Source organism: Dyella lutea (assembly GCF_024158035.1).
In the GTDB taxonomy this organism is placed as follows: domain Bacteria; phylum Pseudomonadota; class Gammaproteobacteria; order Xanthomonadales; family Rhodanobacteraceae; genus Dyella_A; species Dyella_A lutea.
Map to the genome: position 1 here is coordinate 298,283 of NZ_JAMZEK010000003.1, position 24,275 is coordinate 322,557.

The 24,275-nt window shown below is 68.4% G+C and carries 22 protein-coding genes; 10 read left to right on the top strand and 12 right to left on the bottom strand.

Annotated elements, in window-relative coordinates:
• Positions 1-180 precede the first annotated feature (180 nt).
• Positions 181-1,149 carry an RluA family pseudouridine synthase gene (locus NC595_RS13605; protein WP_253567299.1) on the top strand — a complete coding sequence of 323 codons (969 nt, stop codon included), beginning with the start codon at positions 181-183 and terminating at the stop codon, positions 1,147-1,149.
• On the opposite strand, the gene NC595_RS13610 is transcribed toward NC595_RS13605, so the two are convergent.
• Positions 1,127-2,554: a CPBP family intramembrane glutamic endopeptidase gene (locus NC595_RS13610; RefSeq protein ID WP_253567301.1), complete on the bottom strand. Its 1,428-nt coding sequence runs from the start codon at positions 2,552-2,554 to the stop codon at positions 1,127-1,129. The two genes, NC595_RS13605 and NC595_RS13610, sit on opposite strands and share 23 nt — an antisense overlap.
• 62 nt (positions 2,555-2,616) lie before the next feature.
• Positions 2,617-2,958 carry a 4a-hydroxytetrahydrobiopterin dehydratase gene (locus NC595_RS13615; protein WP_253567303.1) on the bottom strand — a complete coding sequence of 114 codons (342 nt, stop codon included), beginning with the start codon at positions 2,956-2,958 and terminating at the stop codon, positions 2,617-2,619.
• Positions 2,959-3,110: 152 nt separating this feature from the next.
• Between NC595_RS13615 and NC595_RS13620 the strand changes: the two genes are divergently transcribed.
• Positions 3,111-3,719 (top strand): NfuA family Fe-S biogenesis protein, encoded by a 609-nt coding sequence (locus tag NC595_RS13620; RefSeq protein WP_253567304.1) that lies wholly within the window; start codon positions 3,111-3,113, stop codon positions 3,717-3,719.
• Positions 3,720-3,781: 62 nt separating this feature from the next.
• Here the strand turns inward: NC595_RS13620 and NC595_RS13625 are convergent, their stop codons facing one another.
• From NC595_RS13625 to NC595_RS13650, 6 genes are all read right to left on the bottom strand, one after another.
• Positions 3,782-4,132 carry a c-type cytochrome gene (locus NC595_RS13625; RefSeq protein WP_253567305.1) on the bottom strand — a complete coding sequence of 117 codons (351 nt, stop codon included), beginning with the start codon at positions 4,130-4,132 and terminating at the stop codon, positions 3,782-3,784.
• Positions 4,133-4,150: 18 nt separating this feature from the next.
• Positions 4,151-4,474, bottom strand: coding sequence for a c-type cytochrome (locus NC595_RS13630; protein WP_253567306.1), 324 nt, complete (start codon positions 4,472-4,474; stop codon positions 4,151-4,153).
• Between the two features lie 139 nt (positions 4,475-4,613).
• Positions 4,614-5,846 (bottom strand): TraB/GumN family protein, encoded by a 1,233-nt coding sequence (locus NC595_RS13635; RefSeq protein ID WP_253567307.1) that lies wholly within the window; start codon positions 5,844-5,846, stop codon positions 4,614-4,616.
• A gap of 95 nt (positions 5,847-5,941) precedes the next feature.
• Positions 5,942-6,832: a carbon-nitrogen hydrolase gene (locus tag NC595_RS13640; protein WP_253567308.1), complete on the bottom strand. Its 891-nt coding sequence runs from the start codon at positions 6,830-6,832 to the stop codon at positions 5,942-5,944.
• A 33-nt stretch (positions 6,833-6,865) separates the two neighbouring features.
• A complete protein-coding gene (locus NC595_RS13645; protein WP_253567309.1) occupies positions 6,866-7,903 on the bottom strand; it encodes an agmatine deiminase family protein in 1,038 nt (345 codons plus the stop codon).
• A 100-nt stretch (positions 7,904-8,003) separates the two neighbouring features.
• Positions 8,004-8,345 carry a hypothetical protein gene (locus NC595_RS13650; RefSeq protein WP_253567310.1) on the bottom strand — a complete coding sequence of 114 codons (342 nt, stop codon included), beginning with the start codon at positions 8,343-8,345 and terminating at the stop codon, positions 8,004-8,006.
• A gap of 160 nt (positions 8,346-8,505) precedes the next feature.
• Between NC595_RS13650 and NC595_RS13655 the strand changes: the two genes are divergently transcribed.
• The 8 genes from NC595_RS13655 (at position 8,506) to lysS (ending at position 18,699) form a co-directional block, all read left to right on the top strand.
• Positions 8,506-10,410 (top strand): ABC-F family ATP-binding cassette domain-containing protein, encoded by a 1,905-nt coding sequence (locus NC595_RS13655; protein ID WP_253567311.1) that lies wholly within the window; start codon positions 8,506-8,508, stop codon positions 10,408-10,410.
• A 10-nt stretch (positions 10,411-10,420) separates the two neighbouring features.
• A complete protein-coding gene (locus tag NC595_RS13660) occupies positions 10,421-11,329 on the top strand; it encodes a phosphoglycerate mutase (RefSeq protein ID WP_253567313.1) in 909 nt (302 codons plus the stop codon).
• A gap of 2 nt (positions 11,330-11,331) precedes the next feature.
• Positions 11,332-13,038, top strand: coding sequence for a single-stranded-DNA-specific exonuclease RecJ (gene recJ, locus NC595_RS13665; protein ID WP_253567315.1), 1,707 nt, complete (start codon positions 11,332-11,334; stop codon positions 13,036-13,038).
• Positions 13,039-13,118: 80 nt separating this feature from the next.
• Positions 13,119-13,484, top strand: coding sequence for a SpoIIAA family protein (locus NC595_RS13670; RefSeq protein WP_063670844.1), 366 nt, complete (start codon positions 13,119-13,121; stop codon positions 13,482-13,484).
• Positions 13,485-13,817: 333 nt separating this feature from the next.
• Positions 13,818-15,494, top strand: coding sequence for an asparagine synthase B (gene asnB, locus NC595_RS13675; RefSeq protein ID WP_253567317.1), 1,677 nt, complete (start codon positions 13,818-13,820; stop codon positions 15,492-15,494).
• 155 nt (positions 15,495-15,649) lie between these two features.
• Positions 15,650-16,775, top strand: a protein-coding gene (prfB, locus tag NC595_RS13680) for a peptide chain release factor 2 (RefSeq protein ID WP_253567318.1) whose coding sequence is annotated in 2 segments (ribosomal slippage) — positions 15,650-15,724 and positions 15,726-16,775 — 1,125 coding nt in all. Because the reading frame shifts where the segments join, the coding sequence is not laid out codon by codon here.
• Positions 16,776-16,819: 44 nt separating this feature from the next.
• Positions 16,820-17,107, top strand: a complete 288-nt coding sequence (locus NC595_RS13685; protein WP_253567320.1) for a hypothetical protein — start codon at positions 16,820-16,822, stop codon at positions 17,105-17,107.
• Between the two features lie 74 nt (positions 17,108-17,181).
• Positions 17,182-18,699, top strand: a complete 1,518-nt coding sequence (gene lysS / locus NC595_RS13690; protein ID WP_253567322.1) for a lysine--tRNA ligase — start codon at positions 17,182-17,184, stop codon at positions 18,697-18,699.
• A 112-nt stretch (positions 18,700-18,811) separates the two neighbouring features.
• On the opposite strand, the gene yidC is transcribed toward lysS, so the two are convergent.
• The 4 genes from yidC to NC595_RS13710 form a co-directional block, all read right to left on the bottom strand.
• Positions 18,812-19,450, bottom strand: a complete 639-nt coding sequence (yidC, locus tag NC595_RS13695) for a membrane protein insertase YidC (protein WP_253567324.1) — start codon at positions 19,448-19,450, stop codon at positions 18,812-18,814.
• Positions 19,451-19,523: 73 nt separating this feature from the next.
• Positions 19,524-21,911: a phosphoketolase family protein gene (locus tag NC595_RS13700; RefSeq protein WP_253567326.1), complete on the bottom strand. Its 2,388-nt coding sequence runs from the start codon at positions 21,909-21,911 to the stop codon at positions 19,524-19,526.
• Positions 21,912-21,937: 26 nt separating this feature from the next.
• The gene (locus NC595_RS13705; protein WP_253567328.1) at positions 21,938-23,317 is read right to left on the bottom strand and encodes an MBL fold metallo-hydrolase RNA specificity domain-containing protein; all 1,380 of its coding nucleotides are present in this window, start codon (positions 23,315-23,317) and stop codon (positions 21,938-21,940) included.
• Positions 23,314-24,267, bottom strand: a complete 954-nt coding sequence (locus NC595_RS13710; protein WP_253567329.1) for an LOG family protein — start codon at positions 24,265-24,267, stop codon at positions 23,314-23,316. The genes NC595_RS13705 and NC595_RS13710 overlap by 4 nt, the downstream gene beginning before the upstream one ends.
• Positions 24,268-24,275: the final 8 nt, after the last annotated feature.

Here is a 24,275-nt window from a genome sequence, read left to right on the forward strand (position 1 = left end):
CTTCGATGGATCCGGACAAACCGCCATCCGACCCGTTACGATGAAAGGGAGCAGCGACCGGGCGCCCGGGGAAGGCGGCCGGCGCAATCCTCGCCGACGTGACGGACGGGGCCCGCACGATCACTGGATCGGGCAGGGCGAAGCGCCGGTCGAGTATCCTATCGAAGCGGATTTTTTTCAATGCAGACGGTAACTTCCCCTGACGCACCTCACGGGGTGCGTCAAGTCGAGGTCGGCCCGGAACGGGACGGCCAACGGATCGACAACGCCTTGGCCACGCTGCTTAAAGGCGTCCCCAAGAGCGTCATCTATCGCATCCTTCGTACCGGCCAGGTACGGGTGAACGGCAAGCGCGCGAAGCCGGACACCCGGCTGGCGGCCGGTGATCTGCTGCGCATCCCTCCCGTTCGCGTCGCAGAGAAGCATGAGACGAAGGGGCCCGCCTCCGCCCAGGTCGCCGAGGCTGCGGCTGCGGTGATCTTCGAGGACAAGCATTTCCTGGTCATCGACAAGCCATCGGGTATGGCCAGCCATGGCGGCAGCGGGGTGAGTCACGGGGCGATCGAGCTGATGCGCGCGGCCCGGCCGAACGAGCATCTGGAGCTCGTCCATCGACTGGATCGGGATACCAGTGGCGTACTGGTGTTTGCCAAGACCCGCGCGGGCCTGACCGGTCTGCAGGCGGCGATCCGAGATGGCCAGGTGGTCAAGCAGTACCTCTGCCTGATGGTCGGCCACCCGTCCAAGGCCAAGTTCAATGTCAATGCGCCGCTGGCCAAGTCGGTGCTGCAGGGCGGTGAGCGAATGGTAAGAGTGTCCGATAACGGCAAGCCGTCGCTCACTTTTTTCCAGGAAATGGAGCAGTATCCGGGCGCCCGGCTGATGCAGGCGACGCTGGGGACGGGACGCACCCACCAGATTCGCGTGCATGCCGCGCACATCGGCCATCCACTGGCCGGCGACCCGAAATACGGCGACAAGGAGGCCAACAAGCGCTTCCGCGGCCGTGGGCTGCACCGGCTGTTCCTTCACGCCTCGCACATGAGCTTCGAGCTGGACGGTCGGTCGTACGGGTTTTCAGCGCCACTACCAGATGACTTGAAGTCTTTTCTGGATTCTCTTGGAACTAAAGGAAAAAGCGCCCGCTGACCTCCAGCGATCGCAACACCGGCCCGATCAGGGTGGCACCTGCGATCACGGCACTGGCGGCATGTGCGATGGCGACCGGCAGCAGGCTTCGGTTGCGCAGGAAGCAGGCCGCCCAGAACAGTTCGGACAACAGGCATAGCTGCATCAGCGTGCCGTTCGGCGTATGCATGAGGGCGAACAACGCGGCGACGCTGAGGATTGCCCATGGCCCGGATCGCAGGATCCGCTCCAGCCGCGGCAGGGCGAAGCCGAGCAGCAACCACTGCTGCATGCCTGCCCAGCCAAGGTAGAGCAGTGCCCGCCAAGGTTTGATCGGCTCGATCGAATGGCCCCACGCCAGGCCGGTGGCCGCCGCGATCGGGATCAGCAGCAGGGGAGCCCACCATCCGATCGACCGCCAGCGGCCGATCCACTCCCAGCGGCGGGGGCCGTCGCGGGAGGTCGACCAGGCCGCGAAGGCGAAGGCGGCCGTCACGACGACTATCGCGGGCCAGCTGTTGTCCTCACCCCAGTGCCGGCCCGCGATCAACCACAGTGCGCCGGCGAACACGGCCGCCAGGGTGACCAGGTCCCCTCGAGGTCGCCACGCCAGGTGAAGCAACGCGGCTGCGTAGGCGCCGCAGGCCAGCCAGGTCAGCCATTGGGGCGGGATCGATCGCGGTGTGCGTGGGGGCAGGTCTGCGCGCACGACAATGGCGCCAGCCTGCCTGCGAATGGCTTCATCGCGCCAGGTGAGCAGTTCCTCGGCCGATGCGTTTACCGGAAGCCAGATGAGCGGCGACGCGGTCCGGCCGGTCAGGGCCGGCAGTTGCGTCGTGGGCGACGGCAGCGAGGGAGGGGGCAATGCTGGTCGCGTCCCATGCTCAGTTGCCGGATCCGCTGCCTCCAGGGCGACGTGCCTGAGAATCCAGGATGTCCCGGGCGGTGCGCTGACGCGCAGCCGCAACATGGACGCACTCAGCGGCAAGGCGCATGGGTGACCGGCCGGGTCACGACCCGTTCGCCGACGCAGATCGATGCGGAGCGGGGCGCCGACGTGCCAGGCCTGTGCTTGAGTCAGGCAAGCCGTTCCCTGGCCATCCTCCCATACGATGGAGACACGTGCGTCGGCACGACCCTCGGAATCGACGGCGAGTATGGGCCAGTGCGCCAGGTCCAGCCGTTGGGCGATGGGAAGTCCCAACTCGAAGGGATCCTTCCCGCTGCTGATGATTTCCAGTCCGTCAGATGCCCTTCGGACATCGCCGTCACCGAAAACCCGACCGGCGATGAGGTCCCGGGGTACGCGGAGGCGCCATTGCCATCGAGGCTCGCCTCGCCGCAGCGTCTGCAGCACTCGCCCTGCGTCGTTGGCGAGATGAATCGCAGTCAGTTCGGCCGCGAGCCAGCCAAACGCCAGCAGCATTGCGATCACACTGGCCAGCAGGCCGGCGGTACGCGCGTAGCGTGATCGACCCAGGTGCACTGTCAGCGTGCGAGCAGCGCTTCGACCCTGGCGGCGCAGATGAAGTCGTTCAGCGAGAGGCCGCCGACATCATGCGTCGACCAGAGAACCTGGCAATGGCCGTAGCCGGCTTCCAGGTCGGGGTGGTGGTCTTCCCTGTTGGCCATGAAGCCGACGGCATTGATGAAGCCGAGCGTGCGATGGAAGTCGTCGAAGCGGAAGTCCTTGACGATCGCCTTGCCACCGTTGGCCAGCGACCAGCCGGGCATCCCGGCAAGCAGTCCGGCGACCGCGGTCGCGTCCATCGCATGCTCGCTGCCGCTGCGCGGGATGCAGTGCTGCTGGGCGAGATCGTCGATACGCATGCCTTTCTCCGGAGCCGAGGTTCGGGGATGCGAAGGGTCGGAGCTGTGCGGCGAAATGTCAAAGCGGGCGACACGCTCTCGAAACAGTACTAAAATGGTGCTGTTTTCCTTCGGGTGACTCCAGAGCGCCCATTCAATCAACCGGTATCCCCATGATCGACATCTCCGAGCGGGCCCAGGCCCATTTCCGCAAGCTGCTCGCGCAACAGGGCGACGAAGAGCTGGGCATTCGGCTGCGGGTGACTGCCGCCGGCACCCCAGCTGCCGATTGCGAGCTCGAATTCTGCGAGCGGCGAGACCTGACCGGCGGCGAGTGGACGCTCGAGTGCGAGGGCTTTCAGTTCTACCTCGAGGGCGACAGCGTGCGTTGGCTCAACGAGGCCAGTATCGACTTCGAGCCGAACCCCACCGGTGGTCAGCTCAACATTCGTGCGCCTGGCATCAAGGGGCAGACCCCGGGCAAGGATGCCAGCCTGGTGGAACGCGTGCAGTACGTGCTGGAGGCGGAGATCAACCCGCGCCTGGCGTCGCACGGCGGACGGGTGAGTCTGCGCGAGATCGATGCCGAGGGCGTCGTGGTGCTGCAGTTCGGCGGCGGCTGTCACGGTTGCGGCATGGTCGACGTTACCCTCAAGCAGGGCGTGGAGAAGACCCTGCGCGAGCGGGTGCCGGAGGTGACGGCGGTGCGCGACGCCACTGATCATGCCAAGGGCAGCAAGCCTTATTACGAGGGGCGACGCGGCAGCTCGGCGATGGACTGACCCGCGTATAGCAAAAAGCCCGCCGAAGCGGGCTCTTTGCAGGCTGCCGGAGCGCTTGGATCCTACTTGTCGCCCTGGATGTGCCCGTTCAGCGTGCTGAGCTTGGTCGGCAGGCCGGAGAAGTAGGCGGTGATGTCCTCGATGTCCTGGTTGGACAGCGTGGCGGCGAAGCCCTTCATGATGGGGTTGTTGCGGCCGCCGGTCTGGTATTCGTGCAGGGCCTGCTCGAGATAGCCCTGGTACTGGCCGGCCAGGCGCGGGTACTGCGGATCGACCGCGTTGCCGTCGGCGCCGTGGCAGGCGAAGCAGGTCGCGGCCTTGGTCTTGCCGGCCTGCGGATTGCCGGCCGCCATCAGGGAGGAGGAGGCGAACGCCAGCGCGGCGAACGAGATCAGGGTGAGCGCACGGGTCATGCGGAATCCTTTGGCAGCTTACTTGGCGAGGCTGGAGAGGTAGGCGGCGATGTCCTGGATGTCCTTGTCGGACAGGCTCTGCGCTTGGGCCATCATGGTCGGGTGGGTGCGGTCACCACTCTTGTACCCGTGCAGCGCATTGATGATGTACTGCTCGTTCTGGCCGGCGATGCGCGGCACCGGGTAGTCCGGGTAGGCGTTCGTATAGCCCTCGACGCCGTGGCAGCCGTTGCAGGTGTAGACGAGCTTGCGCCCGGCAGCCTTGTCGCCTTCGGCATGTGCGCTGCCCACGGTGAACAGGGCGGCGGCCGCGGCGAGGCCGAGCAGTTGCAGTCGAGTCATTGCGTTAGATCCCCAGAGTCCGGCAAGTACGTGACACCAAAGTCACCGAAGTATAGAGGCTGCCCGAGACCAGCGACAACAATCGGCCGGCACACGTGTCGGGCCGCCGGAGCGCAGCGCAAGGGCAGTTTCTTGCGGCTCAGAACAGGCTGCGGAAGATGTGCACGCCGGCGCTGTATTCGCCGATCAGCGTGCCGATGCTGACCAGGAAAAAGTTCAGCAGGGTGCGGGCCACGCGGTTCTTCCACCAGCCGGTCCAGTGGCCGACCTGCTCGCGCAGGGTCTCGAAATCGCCCACCCGCGGCTTGCGCACCCACGCTTCGGCCATCGCGCTGATGCCGCCGGCCGGCACGCCGGGGCGGAACGGCTTGATCGGGGCGGCCACGAAGGCGGCGGCCACGCTTAGCGGATGCCCCCCGGCCACCAGCGCGCCGAGCGCGGCGAAGCCGCCGGTGAACAGCACCCAGTGCCAGAGCGCATCGGCGCCCAGCGCCGCGTTGCGGTGGAAGGCGTAGGCGATCATCGCGAACACCGCGAGCACCAGGCCGATCGCCAGCCACTTCGGCCACCGCGCTTTCGGTGGTGTCTGTGCCAGCGCGGCGGCGGTGGAGGTCGGGTCGCTCCGGTCGTCGCGCAGTTGCGTGGCCAGGCCCTTCAGGTGGCCTGCACCGATCACCACCAGCACCTTGTGCACCGAAGGCGCGGCGAGTCCGGCCTCCTCGCGCAGGCGCGCCGCCATGTAACTGTCGCGTTCGCCGATCAGGCTGCGGTAGAGCGGCTCGGACTGGCTGGCGAACTCGCTGAAGGCGCTCTCCAGCAGGTCGCTCTGCTTGAGCTTCTCGATCTCGTGCTCGGCGATGTCCTCGCGGTCGAACACGCTGGCCAGCAAGCTGCCGAGCAGCCCGAAGCGCTGCCAGAAGCCGACGCTGCGCCAGGCGCGCTTGAGCGTGGTGCCGACATCGCGATCGACCAGCCACACCGGCGTGCCCCGCGCTTCGGCCCCGTCCATCGCCGCCTTCATCTCGGCGCCCGGCTGGATGCCGTACTGGTCGGCCAGTCGCTGCTGGAACGAGGAGAGCACCAGGCTGGCCGCCACCATGCCGGCCTTGCCTTGGCGGATCACCTGGAACAGGTCGGTGCGGCGGAACGCCTCCGGGTCGCGCATGCCGTGCGCGCGGCTGTCGCACAGCTCCACCGCCACGGCATCGAAGGTTTCGTGCGCGAGCATCGCCTGGACCGCGTCCACGCTGGCGCGCGACACGTGGGCCGTGCCGAGCAGCACGTACTCCACGCCGTCGCGCTCGACGCGTTCGATCGGTTGGTCGACCAGCGCGGCGGGCAGGGGGGACAGGTCGGAAGCGTCAGCGGTCATGCGGCGGAACCGGGTCGGGGGAATGCCAAGCATGGGGACCGTGCCGGTGCCGGACAAGCACGACCGGCGGCACGGTTCAGGCTCGGGCCGTGGGCTCAGTCACGGAATCGCTTGAGCAGGTCGGCATAGGCGTCGATGCGGCGATCGCGCAGGAACGGCCAGATGCGCCGCACGTGCTCGCTGCGCGCCATGTCCACGTCGACGATCAGCAGTTCGCGGGCGTCGGTGCCGGCTCGGGCGAGGAATTCGCCCTGCGGCCCGGCCACGAAGCTGGTGCCCCAGAACTGGATGCCCGCACCCACGCCCGACGGATCGGCCTCGTAGCCGGTGCGGTTGCACGACAGCAGCGGCAGGCCGTTGGCCACCGCATGGCCGCGCTGCACGGTAACCCACGCCTCGCGCTGGCGGTCCTTCTCGTCCTGCGCATCGTTCGGGTCCCAGCCGATCGCGGTGGGATAGAGCAGCAGCTCGGCGCCGGCCAGCGCCATCAGGCGCGCCGCTTCCGGATACCACTGGTCCCAGCACACCAGCACGCCGAGGCGGCCGACCGAGGTGTCGATCGGCTCGAAGCCCAGGTCGCCGGGCGTGAAGTAGAACTTTTCGTAGAACGACGGATCGTCCGGGATATGCATCTTGCGGTACTTGCCGGCGATCGCCGCCGAGCGGTCGAACACCACCGCGGTGTTGTGGTACAGCCCGGTGGCGCGCTTCTCGAACAGCGAGGCGACCACCACCAGCTTGAGTTCCTCGGCGAGCTTGCCGATGCGTGCGGTGCTGTGGCCGGGAATCGTCTCGGCCAGGTCGAACTCGTCCACCGACTCGCGCTGGCAGAAGTACGGCCCGTTGTGCAGCTCCTGCAGCAGCACCAGCTCGACGCCGGCGGCGGCCGCCTCGCGCAGGCCGGCCTCGATCGCGTCGAGGTTGGCGTCGCGGCTGCCGCGATGGGTTTCCTGCAGCAGGGCCACCTTGAGGGTCTTGCGGGTCATCTCGGGAATCCTGTGTCGTGGAACGTCGTCGGCTCAGCCGACCAGCCCGGCCGGCAACTGCATGGTGATGCAGTGCAGGCTGCCGTTCTGCCAGATCAGCGGGCGGCAGGGCACCTGCACGACCTCGCGGCCCGGGTGGGCCTCGCCGATGATCCGTGCCGCTTCGTCGTCGGCCGCATCGCCATAGGCGGGCACCAGCACCGCACCGTTGACGATCAGGTAGTTCGCGTACGACGCCGCCAGTCGCCGCCCTTCGTCGATGATCGGTCGGGCCCACGGCAGCGGGTGCAGCGCGTACGGACGACCGTCGGCCGTGCGCAGCGCGGCCAGCTCGGTGCCCATCCGCTGCAGTTCATCGAAATGGGGATCGCTGGCGTCGTCGCAAGCCTGGTACACGATCCGGTCGCCGGGCGCGAAGCGCGCCAGCGTATCGATATGGGCGTCGGTATCGTCGCCTTCCAGGTAACCGTAGTCGAGCCAGAGGATGCGCGAGGCGTGCAGGCCGTCGCGCAGGATGGCGTTCATTTCCTCGCGGGACTGCTCCGGATGGCGCTGGTTGAGGCAGCGCCAGGTGGTCAGCACGGTGCCGGAGCCATCGCTCTCGATGCCGCCGCCTTCCAGCGCCCAGTCGATGCGGCGGTGCGCGGCCTGGCCGAACACGCCGGCGTCGACCAGGCCGGCGATCAGCGCGTCGTCCTGCTCGGCACCGAACTTGCCGCCCCAGCCGGTGAAGCGGAAGTCGGTCAGCTGGAAGCGGCCGGCGTCGTCGCGCAGGGTGATCGGGCCGGAGTCGCGCAGCCAGGTGTCGTCATAGGGCAGGGTGACGAAACGGATGCGCTCGAACTTCGCTCCTGCGGTGCGCACCAGTGCCTCGGCGTGGGCTTGCACCTCGGCGTCCGGCACCACGATCACCAGCGACTCGAAACGGGTCACTGCGGCAGCCAGCGCAGAGTAGGTGGTCTCGACCGACGCCAGCCGGTCGGCCCAGTCGGTACTGGCATGCGGCCAGGCGATCAGCACCGCGGCCTGCGGTTCCCATTCGGCCGGCAGGCGCAGGGTGGAGTCGTTCATCGGGGGCATTCGCTCGTCGGGAAAACACGGAGCGGCGAATTGTAAGGCACCGGATGTCCCGGTGCGGCAGCCCCGGCCCGCCGGCCGGGGCTGGGGGCGACTACTTCGCGGCCGACGGATCGGTGTTGTTGCCGGCCGGCGTGTTCAACACGCTGTGGATCACGTGGTTCTTCTCGAAGTACACGATGAACGTCGCGTAGTCCCAGCGGTTGATCACCGGGTGCTTCGCGCTGTCCCCGCCACGCGGGCTGAGCTTGCGCTGCGGCGCGCCGTACTTCTTTTCCACCTGCGCCATGGTCATGCCGCGGGTGGGCAGGTTCATGCCCTTTTCCTGCTTGACGCGGTTGATCAGCAGGTTGTCCGCGCGAGCGGCAGACGGCAGTGCGACGGCGCCGACGGCCAGGGCGCAGGCCAGTGCCAGGCTGAAACGACGGTTGATCATGATCCCCTCTCCCACGGATTGCGTGCTGCGCCGTTTTAGCAGAAGCCCCGGCGCTTAGCCACGGCACGCTGCGCGGTTTGCGATGGGTTGGGCGTTCCGCAACCGCTATGATGTGCGGCTGCGGGCGCGGCGTGCGCCCGGTCCGTATGGTTTCCCTCGCATGATCGCTTTCCGCCACTTCGCCCTGCGCCGCGGCAGCCGGCTGCTGCTCTCCGACATCGACCTGGTGATCCAGAGCGGCTGGCGGCTGGGCGTGATCGGTCGCAACGGCTGCGGCAAGTCCAGCCTGTTCGCGGCGCTGCAGGGCCAGCTCGAGTCCGACGCCGGCGAGCTGGACATGCCCGGCAAGCTGCGCCTGGCCTCGGTGGCGCAGGAGACGCCGGCGCTGCCGGACCTGGCGATCGACTACGTGATGGGCGGCGACGAGGAACTGGCCGCCGCGCTGCGCGACGAGGCCGACGCGCAGGAGCGGGGCGACATCGAGGCGATGGCCCGTGCGCATCATCGCATCGAGGAACTGCACGGCTACGACGCCCGTGCCCGTGCCGGTCGGCTGATGCATGGCCTGGGGTTTGCCCCGGAGACCCACGAGCGCGCGGTGAAGGAGTTCTCCGGTGGCTGGCGCGGACGCCTGAACCTGGCCCGCGCGCTGATGTGCCCGTCCGACCTGCTGCTGCTCGACGAGCCGACCAACCACCTCGACCTCGATGCCGTGCTGTGGCTGGAAGAGTGGCTGCGCCGCTACCAGGGCACGCTGATGATCATCTCGCACGACCGCGAGTTCCTCGACGGCGTGATCACCCACACGCTGCACCTCAACGAGGGCCGGGCGAAGCTCTACACCGGCAACTACAGCGCGTTCGAGCGCCTGCGCGCCGAGCAGCTGCGCCAGCAGCAGATCAGCTTCGAGCGCGAACAGGCCGAGCGGGCGCACCTGCAATCCTTCATCGACCGCTTCAAGGCCAAGGCCAGCAAGGCCAAGCAGGCGCAGTCGCGGATGAAGCGGCTGGAGAAGCTGGCCGGCACCGAGGCGGTGCGTGCCGAACGGCCTTTCAGCTTCAGCTTCCCCAAGCCCGATCGCGTGCCCGATGCGATGCTGCAGCTCGGCGAAGTGCGCGCGGGCTATCCGCTGGAATCGGGCGAGGGCTACTCGACCGTGCTGGACAACGTCGGCTTCAGCATCGAGGCGGGCGAGCGCATCGGCCTGCTCGGTCCGAACGGCGCGGGCAAGTCCACCCTGGTCAAGACCCTGGTCGGCGAGCTGGAGCCGCTGGCCGGCGAGCGCAAGGTGCACAAGGACCTGAAGATCGGCTACTTCGCCCAGCACACGGTCGAGAGCCTGCGCGCCGGTTCGAGTCCGCTGGATCACCTGCAGGACCGCGCGCCCGGCGTGGGCAACCAGGTGTTGCGCGACTTCCTCGGCACCTGGAATTTCGCCGGCGACCGCGCATTCGAGTCGGTCGACGGTTTCTCCGGTGGCGAGCGGGCGCGCCTGGCGCTGGCGCTGATCGCCTGGGACAAGCCGAACCTGCTGCTGCTCGACGAGCCAACCAACCACCTCGACCTGGAGATGCGTGAGGCGCTGGCCGACGCGCTGGCCGACTTCGACGGCGCGCTGGTGCTGGTCTCGCACGATCGCCACCTGCTGGGCATGGTCTGCGACAGCTTCTGGCGCGTGGCGGACACCCGGGTCGAGCCGTTCGACGGCGACCTGGACGACTACGCGCGCTGGCTGCGCTCGCGCGGCAGCCAGGCAAAGAAGGCGGAAAAGAGCGAGGCCAAGCCGGCCGCGCCGGTCGAGTCGCCGGAGGAGCGCCGTCGCAAGGCCGCTGCCCAGCGCGACCAGGAAAAAACCTCGCGCTCGCGGGTGAAGAAGATCGAGGCCCGCGTGGCGACCATCGATGCCGAACTGGGCAAGCTGGAGGCGAAGCTGGCCGACCCGGCCACCTACAACGGCTCCACCGCCGAGCTGATGAAGCTCGGCCAGCAGCAGGCCGACCTGCGCAAGGAAAAGGAGACGCTGGAGGCAGAATGGCTGGAACTCTACGAGCAACTGGAAGCCTGAGGTCGGTGGCATGAGCCAGCTCGCTCCGGTCGCCCTCTGGCTGCCCGCGCTGGCGCGCTTCGAGCCAGACCATCCACTGCATCGCGCCCTGCGCCAGGGCAACCGCCAGCCCGATGGCCCGCGTGGCTACCTGGACGGGCTGGGGCATTACTTCCGCACGCATGCCCGCGCGCTGCCGGCCGCCGCCCTGCTGCGCCAGCACCTGGCCGGTGACGCCGGCGAAACGCCCTGGCTCTGTGCCGATCCGGCCTGGGTGCAGGCCGAGATGAACGGCGCGCGCCTGCTTGCCTGCGGACAACTGGGGCTGTCGCAGGACGAGGCCGAGGCGCTGGCTGCGCCGCTGCGCCCGGTGTTCGGTGATGCCGGCATGCAACTGGAGGTCACCGCGCCCGACCGCTGGCAGGTGCGCCTGGCGGAGGGCACGCCCGTGCCGGATTTTGCCGCGCCCGAGCAGGCGCTGGGCGAGGATCTGTACCAGCACCTTCCGCAGGGCGCCGAGGGACGACGTTGGCGCATCCTGATCAATGAACTGCAGGTGCTGCTGCACCAGCATCCGCTCAATGCCGAGCGCCGGGCCAGGGGGCTGCCGCCGGTGAACAACCTCTGGCTGTGGGGTGGTGGATCGCTGCCCAATCATGTGGTGGCTGGGCCGACGCGGGTGGTCGGCGACGATCCGCTGCTGCTGGCGCTGGCCGCACGGGCGGGCATCCTGGCCGAGTCCCGTTCCACGAGTGCGGTCGCCGGTGCCTCGCCGGGCACCCTGGTCGACCTGCAGGATCTGCCGGTGGCCGAGCTGGAGCAGGCGTGGTGGCCGGTGATCGAGGCGTTGCTGGCGCAGCGCACCGTGCAGCTGGATTTCGCCAGCGGCGAGCGCTGGCTGCACAAGCCGCTGCACCGCTGGCGGTTCTGGCGCCGGTGAGCATGGAGTTGCGTCGGCGCGAGGCGAAGGGCCGGCCGCAGGGCTGGGGCAGCGACGTGCACCCGGTGCTGCAGGCGGTCTATGCCGCGCGCGGCGTGCTCTCGCCGGAACAGGCCGAACATCGCCTGGCCCGGCTCGCCGCGCCGCAGGCGCTCGGCGGGATGGACCGGGCGGTCGCGCTGCTGGTCGAGGCGATCCGCAGTCGATGGTCGATCGTCGTCGCCGGGGACTACGACTGCGACGGCGCCACCGGTACGGCCGTCGCGCTGCGCGGCTTGCGCCTGCTGGGCGCCACCGACGTGCGCTACGCGATTCCCAATCGTTTCGTGCACGGCTACGGCCTCAGCGCGGCCCTGGTCGAATCGCTGCAGCCGACGCCGCAACTGGTGATCACCGTGGACAACGGCGTGGCCAGCGTCGAGGGCGTGGCGGCGGCGAAGGCGCGCGGCATCCGCGTACTGGTGACCGACCACCATCTGCCTGGCGAACGGCTGCCGGACGCCGATGCGATGGTCAATCCGAACCTCCCAGGCGACGGCTTCCCCAGCAAGGCGCTGGCCGGGGTCGGCGTGATGTTCTACCTGCTGCTGGCGACCCGCGCGGCGCTGCGCGGGCAGGGCGCCTTCGGCGACGGTGCAGAACCGGATCTCTCCGTTCTGCTCGACCTGGTCGCACTCGGTACCGTGGCCGATCTGGTGCCGCTGGACTTCAACAACCGCGTGCTGGTCGAGGCCGGGCTCAAGCGCATCCGCGCCGGTCGTGCCTGTGCCGGCATCACCGCGTTGATCGAGGCCGGCAAGCGCGGCGTGGCGACGGTGTGCGCCAGTGACCTCGGCTACGCGGTCGGCCCGCGGCTGAATGCGGCCGGGCGGCTGGAGGACATGAGCCTGGGTGTGGAGTGCCTGCTCACCGACGACCCGTCGCGCGCCATGCATCTGGCCGCCGAACTGGACCGGATCAATCGCGAGCGCCGCGACCTGCAGGCCTCGATGGTGGCCGAGGCGGAGCAGATGGTCGGCGCGGCCCACGCCACCGATGCGGTGGGCGTGGCCCTGTTCGAGCCGAGCTGGCATGCGGGTGTGGTCGGGCTGGTGGCGTCCAAGCTGAAGGAGCGCCTGCACCGACCGGTGATCGCCTTCGCGCCGGCCAGCGAGGACGAGACCGAAGTGCTGCGAGGCTCAGCGCGCTCGATTGCCGGCTTCCATATTCGCGACGCGCTGGCTGCCATCGATGCGCGTCAGCCGGGGCTGGTGGAACGTTTCGGTGGCCATGCCATGGCCGCCGGCCTGAGCCTGCGCGCCGAGGATTTCGAGCGTTTCGCCGGAGCGTTCGACGCGGTGGCCCGCGAGTGGCTGGGCGATCGCCCGCTGCAGGCCGTGCTGGATAGCGATGGCGAACTCGGGCCCGGGCAACTGGACCTGGATCTGGCCCGGTTGTTGCGGCACGCCGCGCCGTGGGGGCAGGCCTTCCCCGAGCCGGTGTTCGACAACGTGTTCGAGTGCCGTTCCTGGCGAGTGATGGCCGAGAAGCATCTGAAACTGCAGCTGCGTGATCCGCGCGACGGACAGGTCTACGAAGCAGTGATGTTCAACGCCTACACCGGCGAAGCGCCACCACCGGTGCTGCGTGCGGCCTACGAACTGGCGGTGAACGACTGGCAGGGGCGCGAGAGCCTGCAGTTGCTGCTGCGGCATATCGAAGCGGTCTGAGGCGTTTTCACGCCGCACTGCTTGCACGGAGCGGCGGTTCGGAGTGCGATGGCGGCATCGTCCCGCAAGGAGTGTCATCCATGATCGAGCAGATCACCGATCTTCCCGCCGGCGTGCTGGGTTTCCGCGCCCGCGGCCAGGTTACCGCCGCCGACTACGAGAACGTGCTGGTGCCGGACGTCGAAGCCGCCTTCGCGATGAACCCCAAGCTGCGCCTGATGTACCACTGCGGCGAGGACTTCACCGGCTTCGACGCCAAGGCCGCCTGGGACGATGCCAAGCTCGGCATGCGTCATTTCAGCGGCTGGGAAAAGGTCGCCCTGGTCACCGACGTGGGCTGGCTGCGGGTGGCGGCGCGGGCGATGCGCTTCGCGATTCCGGCCGAGTTCCGCCTGTTCGCCAATGCCGAGTACGCGCAGGCGCGGGACTGGCTGCTGGCGCCCTGAGCGGTATGGCCGTCCAGAAATAGTTCTTGCACCGCATCAAAAGTCGTGATCTAGTCGGGCCATGACCCAGTCGTTCACCGCCGCCGTCCGTCTCGCCGATGCCCTGCATCGTGCGGCTGCGTGCGTCGCGAACGGCCTGAACAACCGCAATGGCAATAATAATCGCCTCACTGGGCGGGCCATCGCGTAGACACAGTTTTCAGCTCCACATACGCGAAAAAGGCCCGCCCAGTGCGGGCCTTTTTCGTTTTTACGGCCATGGATGGCCGGTATGCCGGAAACGCAGGAGCGGTTTCCGGCCGATCCATCAACTTTCGAAAGAGGGGTTTGGCCATGTGTTCGATCTTCGGGATGTTCGACCTGCAGCCGGGTGACGATCTCGCTGCGTTGCGCCGGCAGGCGCTGGAACTGTCGCAGCGCCAGCGCCATCGCGGCCCGGACTGGAGCGGTGTGTATGTCGACGCCGGCGTGATCCTGGTGCACGAGCGCCTGGCCATCGTCGACCCGGCCAGCGGCGCGCAGCCGCTGCGCTCACGCGATGGTGCGCTGGCACTGGCCGTGAACGGCGAGATCTACAACCACCGCGAGCTGCGCGCGGCCAGCGACTACGACTTCACCACCGGCTCGGACTGCGAGGTGATCAACGCGCTGTACCGCGACCTCGGCGGCGACGCCTTCGTGGCCGAAGGCGTTGGCAAGCTCAACGGCATCTTCGCCTTCGCGCTGTGGGACGGCCCCAGCCAGCGCTACGTGATCGCCCGCGATCCGATCGGCGTGTGCCCGCTGTACTGGGGCCACGATGGGGAAGGGCGCCTGTGCGTGGCCTCGGAGATGAAGGCACTGGTCGGAGTATGCAACGACGTGGCCGCGTTCCCGCCGGGCCATGTCTACGACAGCGCCAGCGGCGAGCTGACCCGCTACTACGTCAAGGGCTGGCGCGACTATGAGGCAACCAGGGGACAGGGGCCGGACGGCCTGCGCGAGGCCTTCGAGCAGGCCGTGCATCGCCAGCTGATGACCGACGTGCCCTACGGCGTGCTGCTCTCCGGCGGCCTGGATTCCTCGCTGGTCGCCGCCTGTGCCGCCCGCTTCGCCCGCGAGCGCATCGAGGACGACGATCGTTCCGAGGCCTGGTGGCCGCGCCTGCATTCGTTCGCCATCGGACTGGACGGCTCGCCGGACCTGGCGGCGGCGCAGATCGCCGCCGACGCGCTGGGTACCGTGCACCACGGCTTCGTCTACACCTTCTGGGAAGGCCTGGACGCGGTGCCCGAGGTGATCCGCCACCTGGAAACCTATGACGTCACCACCATCCGCGCCGCTACGCCGATGTACCTGCTGGCCCGCCGGATCAAGGCGATGGGGGTGAAGATGGTGCTCTCCGGCGAGGGGTCGGACGAGCTGTTCGGCGGCTATCTCTACTTCCACAAGGCGCCGTCGGCCGAGACCTTCCACGAGGAGACCGTGCGCAAGCTCGACGCCCTGCACAGCTACGACTGCCTGCGCGCGAACAAGGCGATGATGGCCTGGGGCGTGGAGGCGCGCGTGCCGTTCCTGGACCTGGAGTTCATCGACGTGGCGATGGGCATCGACGCCGCCCACAAGATGGCCGGCAACGGCAAGATCGAGAAGCACGTACTGCGCGCGGCGTTCGATGGCGCGCTGCCGAAGGAGATCCTGTGGCGGCAGAAGGAGCAGTTCTCCGACGGCGTCGGCTACGGCTGGATCGACGGGCTGAAGGCGCACGCCGAGCAGGAGGTGAGCGATCGCGAGTTCGCCGCGGCCGCCTCGCGCTTTCCGTTCAACACGCCGGCGACCAAGGAGGCGTACTTCTACCGACGCATCTTCGAGCAGTTCTATCCGGGCGAGGCCTGCGCGGCGACGGTGCCCGGCGGCAAGTCGATTGCCTGCTCGTCGCCGGCGGCGCTGGCCTGGGACCCGGCCTTCGCGGCGATGGCCGATCCATCCGGCCGGGCCGTGCGCGGGGTGCATGCCGATGCGTTGAGCTGAATGCCTGTTCGGCCAGTCGCCCGCCCCCCGGGGAAGCCAACCCGGAGATGGTCCGTCGATCAAGCTCCGGGATCGGGAGCAACCAGGCGAAGCGGTCCAAGCCCGGGGCCGGCTCTGCTACCATGACCGGCCATTTTCCCTGTTGCCAACCATCCATGATCGAGACCAATCCGATCCTTGCGCAGATCGCGGACCTGACCGGCCGCATCGAGTCGCTTAGGGGGTATCTTTGACTACCCGGCCAAGCGCGAACGGCTGGAAGAAGTAACCCGCGAACTGGAGAGTCCCAACGTCTGGGACGATCCGACCCGCGCGCAGGAGCTGGGCCGCGAGCGCGCCCGCCTGGACACCGTCGTCAACGGCATCGACCGGCTCACCGCCGGCCTCACCGATGCCCGCGAACTGCTGGAACTGGCCGCCGCCGACGGTGACGACGACACCGTCGCCTCGGTGCAGGGCGACGTCGCCAAGCTCGACATTGAGGTGAACAAGCTGGAGTTCCAGCGCATGTTCTCCGGCAAGATGGATTCGGCCAACGCCTACGTGGACATCCAGGCCGGCGCCGGCGGCACCGAGGCGCAGGACTGGGCCGAGATGCTGCTGCGCATGTACCTGCGCTGGTGCGAGTCGCGCGGCTGGAAGACCGAGCTGATGGAAGCCTCCGGCGGCGATGTGGCGGGCATCAAGTCCGCCACCTTCCGCGTCGAGGGCGACTACGCCTACGGCTGGCTGAAGACCGAGACCGGCGTGCACCGGCTGGTGCGCAAGAGCCCGTTCGACTCGGACAACCGCCGCCACACCAGTTTTACCTCGGTGTTCGTGTCGCCGGAAGTCGACGACAACATCGAGATCAACATCAACCCGGCCGACCTGAAGACCGACGTCTACCGCTCGTCCGGCGCCGGTGGCCAGCACGTCAACAAGACCGAGTCGGCGGTGCGGATCACCCACGTGCCCACCGGCATCGTGGTGGCCTGCCAGACCGGCCGCAGCCAGCACGCCAACCGCGACACCGCGATGAAAATGCTGGCGGCCAAGCTGTACGAGCTGGAAGTGCAGAAGCGCAACGCCGAGAAGGATGCGGTGGAAGCGACCAAGTCCGACATCGGCTGGGGCAGCCAGATCCGCAACTATGTGCTCGACCAGAGCCGCATCAAGGACCTGCGCACCGGCATCGAGCGCTCGGACACCCAGAAGGTGCTCGATGGCGACCTGGACGAATTCGTCGAGGCCAGCCTGAAGGCGGGCCTGGAGGTCGGCGCCAAGCGCGCCGATGCCTGATCCGAGAACCGGCTCCATCCGTTCGAACTTGCGAGGAGACATCCATGAAGCGTGGAACGTTCCTTTCGTTGTCCGTTGCCGCCTTGCTTGCGTGTGCCGGCATGGTCAGCGCCCAGGCGCAGTCGGCCGGGCAGGACATCAAGCGCGACACCAAGGCCGCCGGTCATGACATCGCGGACGGCGCCCGCGACGTCGGCCACGCCACGCGGAAGGTGGCGATCAAGGTCGGACATGGTGCCCGCGATGCCGGTCACGGCATCGCCAAGGGCGCGCGTGTGGGCTGGGACGCCACCAAGAAAGGCTTCAAGGAAGTGTTCCACAAGGGCGGCTGAGCCAGTCGCCGTCCCGCCACGATCCAACTCCGGCACCTGCCAGCGCAGGCATGCCACCCGCCACGGAATCTGCAATGAGCGAAGTCCCCGAGAACCTGCCCGTCGATGAAAACAAGCTGATCGCCGAGCGCCGCGAGAAACTCAAGGCGCTGCGCGGGCAGGGCATCGCGTTCCCGAACGACTTCAAGGTCGACAGCTTCGCCGGCGACCTCAAGACCGAGTTCGCCGATGCCGAGCGCTGGACTGCCGATGCCATCGACGCCGCGGCGAAGCGCGTGAAGGTGGCCGGCCGCATCGTGCTCAAGCGCGTGCAGGGCAAGGTCAGCTTCGTGCAGATGCAGGACATGACCGGCCGCATCCAGCTGTTCATCCACGCCGGCACCGTGGGCGACGTGTACGAGGCCTTCAAGGGCTGGGACATGGGCGACATCGTCGGCGCCGAGGGCGTGCTGATGCGCACCAAGACCGGCGAGCTGTCGGTGAAGGTCGAGCAGCTGCGCCTGCTGACCAAGAGCCTGCGTCCGCTGCCGGACAAGCATCACGGCATCGCCGACGTGGAGCAGCGCTACCGCCAGCGCTACGTCGACCTGATCGTCACCGAGGAGGCGCGCCGCACCTTCCAGCAGCGCTCGCGCATCATCGGGCACATCCGCCAGTGGCTGGAGGCCGAGCCGCGCCGCTTCATGGAAGTGGAGACGCCGATGATGCACGTCATCCCCGGCGGCGCCACCGCGCGTCCGTTCATCACCCACCACAACGCGCTGGACATGGACCTCTACCTGCGCGTGGCGCCGGAGCTGTACCTCAAGCGGCTTGTGGTCGGCGGCTTCGACCGCGTCTACGAGATCAACCGCAACTTCCGCAACGAGGGCGTGTCGACCCGGCACAACCCCGAGTTCACCATGCTCGAGCTGTACCAGGCGTACGCCACCTACAACGAGATCATGGACCTCACCGAGAACCTGATCCGCGATACCGCCAGGCAGGTGATCGGCAGCACCGAGCTGCACTGGGACGGCGCGAGCATCGATGTCGGCCCGGCGTTCCGTCGCTGGACGATGGAAGACGCGGTGCTCGAGCACAACCCGGAGATCAAGCGCGACGAGCTGCGCGACCGCGCGGCGATGGCGGCGCATGCCAAGCGCCTGGGCATGCAGGTCAAGGACGGCTACGGCTGGGGCAAGCTGCTGCTGGAGATTTTCGAGAAGACGGTGGAGCACACGCTGATCCAGCCCACCTTCATCACCCAGCACCCGGTCGAGGTCTCGCCGCTGGCGCGCGAGAACGACACCGACCCAGGCATCACCGACCGCTTCGAGCTGTTCGTCAACGGCAAGGAAATCGCGAACGGCTTCTCCGAGCTCAACGATCCGGAAGACCAGGCCGCACGCTTCCAGGCCCAGGTCGACGCCAAGGACGCCGGCGACGACGAGGCGATGCACTTCGACGCCGACTACATCCGCGCGCTGGAAGTGGGCCTGCCGCCCACCGGCGGCCTCGGCATCGGCATCGACCGGCTGGTGATGCTGCTCACCGACTCGTCGTCGATCCGCGACGTGCTGCTGTTCCCCTACATGCGCCCGGAAGCCTGAGCGCCAAATCGCTTACCGTGTAGAGCCCGCTCGCGGGCGATGCTTCTGCTCCTGATCCACATCGAAGCGAAGGGCATCGCCCGCGAGCGGGTTCCTACACGGGGACGGTGGCTCAGGATTGCCGGCGCGCCACCCGTCGCCGCAGCAGCGCGGCCTGCAGCACGTTGACGCTGCTGGAACCGGCCCAGTACAGGCCGAGGCCGGCGGCCAGGTGCCAGACCATCAGGAACGAGACCAGCACCGGCAGCATCTGCAGCAGGGTCTTCATCTGGGCCGGCATGGCCGGGTTGAGTGTGATCGCGGCGTACGTGAGTGCGGCGACGGCCAGGGCGAGCAGGAAGTCCGGTCGCGCCAGTCGCGGGATCCACAGGAACGAACCGGCTGCAGCGACGCTCTGGCGGATCGCGGCATAGATACCGATCCCCAGCGGCGCCTGCACCGCGGACACCAGCAGGCCGCCACCCAGTCCGCTGGTGATGCCTTGTTGCCTTTGCAGTGCCTGGGCGGCACGGGCATAGGCCATGGGGTCCTTGGCATGGCGCTCGCGCAGGGCATCGAGTTGCGGTTTCAGCGCCTGCATCCGCTGCTGGCGGTGCCAGCCCTGTTCGGCCAGCCGCAGGGTCAGCGGCAGCAGCGCGAGGCGGACGGCGACGGCGATGGCGATGGCGACGACGGCCAGGCCGTAGCTGCCGCCCAGCAGATGGGCGAGGAGCGAGAGCCCTTCGGCGAACGGATGAACGAAAGATTCCACGATGGCGCCTCCCTGTGCATGTCGGTTCCCGCGACATGCGCCCGTTCGGAGTGGTGTTCAAGAGGGCGGTAAGTCACGCCGCACCGGTGCGCCCCGGCCAGCGCCAGTCCGCATATTCGGGCTGGTCGTAGCCCTCGCTGCAGGCGAAGCGCTGGCAGGCGAGGATCGCGTCCTTCATCCGGTCACGCACGTGCGCGCCGGCCACCAGCAGGCCGGGCACGCGGTCGATGGCGTCGATCACCAGGTCGAAGCGGTCGATCTGGTTGCGGATGGCCAGGTCCATCGGGGTGTTGATGTTGCCCTGTTCCTTGTAGCCGCGGACGTGCACGTTGCGGCTGTTGTGGCGGCGGTACAGCAGCTTGTGGATCAGCCACGGGTAGCCGTGGAAGTTGAAGATCACCGGCTTGTCGCGGGTGAACAGGCTGTCGAACTCGGCATCGGGCAGCCCGTGCACGTGCTCGCTTTCGGGCTGCAGCCGGAACAGGTCCACCACGTTGACGAAGCGCACCTTCAACGCCGGGAAGTGCTCGCGCAGCAGGGCGGTGGCGGCCAGCGCCTCCATCGTCGGCACGTCGCCGGCGCAGGCCATCACCAGGTCCGGCTCGGCGCCATCGTCGCTGCTGGCCCAGTCCCAGATGCCGATGCCCTTGCTGCAGTGGTCGGCGGCCTCGTCGATGCCCAGGTACTGCAGGTGGCTCTGCTTGTCGGCGACGATCACGTTGATCTTGTCGGTGCTGTCCAGGCAATGGTCGACCACCGACAGCAGGCAGTTCGCGTCCGGCGGCAGGTAGATGCGGGTGACCCGCGGGCTCTTGTTGGTGACCACGTCGAGGAAGCCGGGGTCCTGGTGCGAAAAGCCGTTGTGGTCCTGCCGCCACACGGTGGAGGTAACCAGGATGTTGAGCGAGGACACGCTGGCCCGCCACGGCACCTCCAGTGCCTTCTCCAGCCACTTGGCGTGCTGGTTGAACATCGAGTCGATGACGTGGATGAAGGCCTCGTACGAGGCGAGCAGGCCGTGCCGGCCGGACAGCAGGTAGCCCTCCAGCCAGCCCTCCAGCGTGTGTTCGGAGAGGATCTCCATCACCCGGCCGCCGCGTTGCAGGTGGGTGCCGTCGGCATCCTCCGGCAGCGTCGCGGCCATCCACGCCTTGCCGCTGGCCTGGTAGATGTCGTCCAGCCGGTTCGAGGCGGTTTCGTCGGGGCAGAAGAAGCGAAAGCGGTCGGGATTGGCGCGCATCACGTCGCGCAGCAGGCGGCCGGTCGGCCGGGTGTTCTCTTCGGTGGCGGTGCCCGGTTCGGTGACCGCCACCGCGTACTCGCGGATGTCCGGCCGCAGCAGCGCCCGCCGCAGCAGGCCGCCGTTGGCCACCGGGTTGGCGCTCATGCGGCGGTGCCCGGACGGCGCCAGCGCGGCCAGTTCCGGTACCAGGTGCCCGTCCGCGGTGAACAGCGTTTCGGGGCGATAGCTGCGTAGCCACTGCTCGAGCTGGCGCAGGTGCGCGGTGTCCCGATGCGGGTCCAGCGGGATCTGGTGGGCGCGCCAGGTGCCTTCGACGCGATGGCCGTCCACTTCCTTCGGGCCGGTCCAGCCCTTGGGCGTGCGCAGCACGATCATCGGCCACATCGGCAGGCCTTCGAAGCTGCCGGTACGGGCACGGCACTGGATGTCGGCAATCCGGTCCAGCACGGTTTCCAGCGCGGTGGCGAGCAGGCGGTGAACCCGCTCTGGATCGTCGCCTTCGACGAAGAACGGCTCGTGGCCGTAACCGCGCATCAGGTCGGCGAGCTGCTCGTGCGGTATGCGCGCCAGCACCGTGGGGTTGGCGATCTTGTAGCCGTTGAGGTGCAGCACCGGCAGCACCGCGCCGTCGCGCACCGGATCGAGAAACTTGTTCGAGTGCCAGGCGATGGCCAGCGGACCGGTTTCCGCCTCGCCGTCGCCGACCATGCACACCACCAGCAGCTCCGGGTGGTCGAACGCCGCGCCGTAGGCATGCGCCAGGCTGTAGCCGAGTTCGCCACCCTCGTGCAGCGAGCCCGGCGTCTCCGGCGTGCAGTGGCTGCCCACGCCGCCGGGGAAGGAGAACTCCTTGAAGAAGCGGCGCAGGCCGTCCAGGCCTGGCCCCTTGTCCGCGTACAGCTCGCCGTAGCGCCCCTCCAGCCAGGCATGGGCCAGCACCGAGGGCGCACCGTGGCCGGGGCCGGAGACGAAGATCGCGTCGAGGTCGCGCGCGCGGATCAGCCGGTTCATGTGCGTCCACACCAGGGTCTGCCCGGCGTCCGAACCCCAGTGGCCGAGCAGCCGGTGCTTGATGTGCTCCAGCCGCAGCGGCTCGTGCAGCAGCGGGTTCTCGCGCAGGTACAGCATGCCGGCGCATAGGTACAGCGAGGCACGCCAGTAGCGGTCGAGCTGGATCAGTTCTTCGCTGGAAAGGACATTCGGGGAGATGGTGGACACGGCAGCCTCCTGGCCGGCGATGGAAACTAGAGTTCGATGACATCGCCCTTGCCGGGCATGTGGACTTCGGTGGCGGTGAGCCGCGTGGCGAAGGCCTGCATCACCTGCTCGTCGCCGTGCACCAGGATGGTCTTGTCCGGTTTGATCGCCGTGTGCCAGGCCAGCAGCTCGTCGCGGTCGGCATGTGCGGAAAAGCCGTTGATGGTGTGCAGATGCGCGCGCACCGGGATCTCGTCGCCGAACAGCCGCACCGACCTGGCGCCGTCGATGAGGATGCGCGCCAGCGTGCCGGAGGCGGCGTAGCCGACGAACACCACGCTGGAATCCTCGCGCCACAGGTTGTGCCGCAGGTGGTGGCGCACGCGCCCGCCGGTGCACATGCCCGAGCCGGCCATCAGGATCGCGCCGCCGCGGATCCGGTTCAGCGCCATCGAGTCGGCGGTCTCGCGGGTGAAGCGCAGGCCGGGCAGGCCGAACGGATCGCCGCCGTGGGCGAACAGCGCCCGCTCTTTCGGGTCGTAGCACTCGGTATGGCGGCGGAAGATCTCGGTGGCGGAGATCGCCATCGGCGAATCGAGGAACACCGGCAGCGTGCGCGGCAGCCGGCCGCTCTCCACGCCGGCACGCAGGTAGTAGAGGATCTCCTGCGCACGCTCCAGCGCGAAAGTGGGGATCACCACGTTGCCGCCGCGCGCGAAGGTGTCGGTGATCGCGGCATACAGCTCCTCCACCGAGGGCCCCAGCGGCTTGTGCAGGCGGTCGCCGTAGGTGGTTTCCATCACCACCGCGTCGGCATGCGGCGGTGGCTGTGGATCGCGCAGGATCGGCCGGCCGCTGTTGCCGAGGTCGCCGGAGAAGATCACCGAACGACCGCCGTCACCCTCCTCCACGATGCGGATGCTGGCCGAGCCGAGGATGTGCCCGGCGTCGAAGAAGGTCGCGGTGAGCCCGGGCGCGAGCTCGATCGGCTGGCCGTAGCGGGCGACGCGGCCGAAGCGGTCCATCGCGTTGAGCGCGTCGAGCGTGGTGTACAGCGGCTGCCCGTCCTTGTCGCCGCGACGCCAGGCGTGTCGCTGGCGGCGTTCGGCATCGGCTTCCTGCAGGCCTGCGGCGTCCAGCATCACCAGCCGCGCCAGCTCGCGCGAGGCGGCGGTGGTGATGATCTCGCCGGAGAACCCCCGATCGACCAGCAGCGGGATGCGACCGCAGTGGTCCAGGTGGGCGTGGGTGAGCAGTAGGATGTCGATCGATACCGGATCGAAGCCGAAATCGTCGCCGTTCTGCTCGTCCAGTTCGCGGCTGCCCTGGTACATGCCGCAGTCGATGAGGATGCGCTTGCCGGCAGCCTCGAGCAGGTGGCAGGAGCCGGTGACCTCGCGGTCGGCGCCGTGGAAGGAGATTTTCATGGGCGTGCATCCGTGGCGGTGGAGGGGAGCAGGGGGCTGCCGTTGCGTTCGTGCCAGTCGAGGATCCCCTGCCAGGCCTCCTCGGCGGTCTCGGCGTACCAGAACAGGTCGCGGTCTTCCTCGTCGATGCTGCCGGCCTCGAGCAGGAAGTCGACGTCGAACACGCGGCGCCAGTAGTCCTCGCCGACCAGCACGATGGGAATGGGCGCGCTCTTGCGGGTCTGGATCAGGGTCAGCGCACCGAACACCTCGTCCAGCGTGCCGTAGCCACCCGGCAGGGCGACGATCGCCGCCGCCCGCTTCATGAAGTGCAGCTTGCGCATGGCGAAGTAGTGGAACTGCATGCACAGCCCCGGGGTGACGTACGGGTTGGGATACTGCTCGCGCGGCAGCGCGATGTTCAGTCCCACGGTCTGGGCGCCGGCCTCGCACGCGCCGCGATTGGCCGACTCCATCGCGCCGGGGCCGCCGCCAGTGAGGATGGCCAGGCCGGGAATGCCGGCCAGGCCGACCCGCTGGCCGACCTCGCGCCCCACTTCGTAGTAGCGCGACAGGGCTTCCCGCCGCTCGGCCAGTTGCAGGGCGCGCGCGGTGGCCGGGTCATCGGGCCGCGAGCCGGCCGCTTCCCGTGCCGAGGCGAGCTCGCGCTTCGCCGTTTCCGGTTCGCGCAGGCGGGTGCTGCCGTAGACGAGCACCGTGCGCTCGATGCCGTGCGCGGCGAGCACCAGTTCGGCCTTAAGGTAGTCCACCTGCAGGCGCACGCCGCGTGCCGCGTCCTCGTGCAGAAAGGCCGGATCGCTGTCGGCCTCGCGGTAGGACGGGTGCTGCATGATCGCGCGCAGCCGCTCGTCCACCTGCGGCTCTTCGGCATGTGCCTTGGGGTGCTCCCAGGGCAGCGGCGTGCGGCGCTTGCGCGGCGGAGGCGGCGGGCAGTGGCGGCGGTGGTTCACGTGCGACT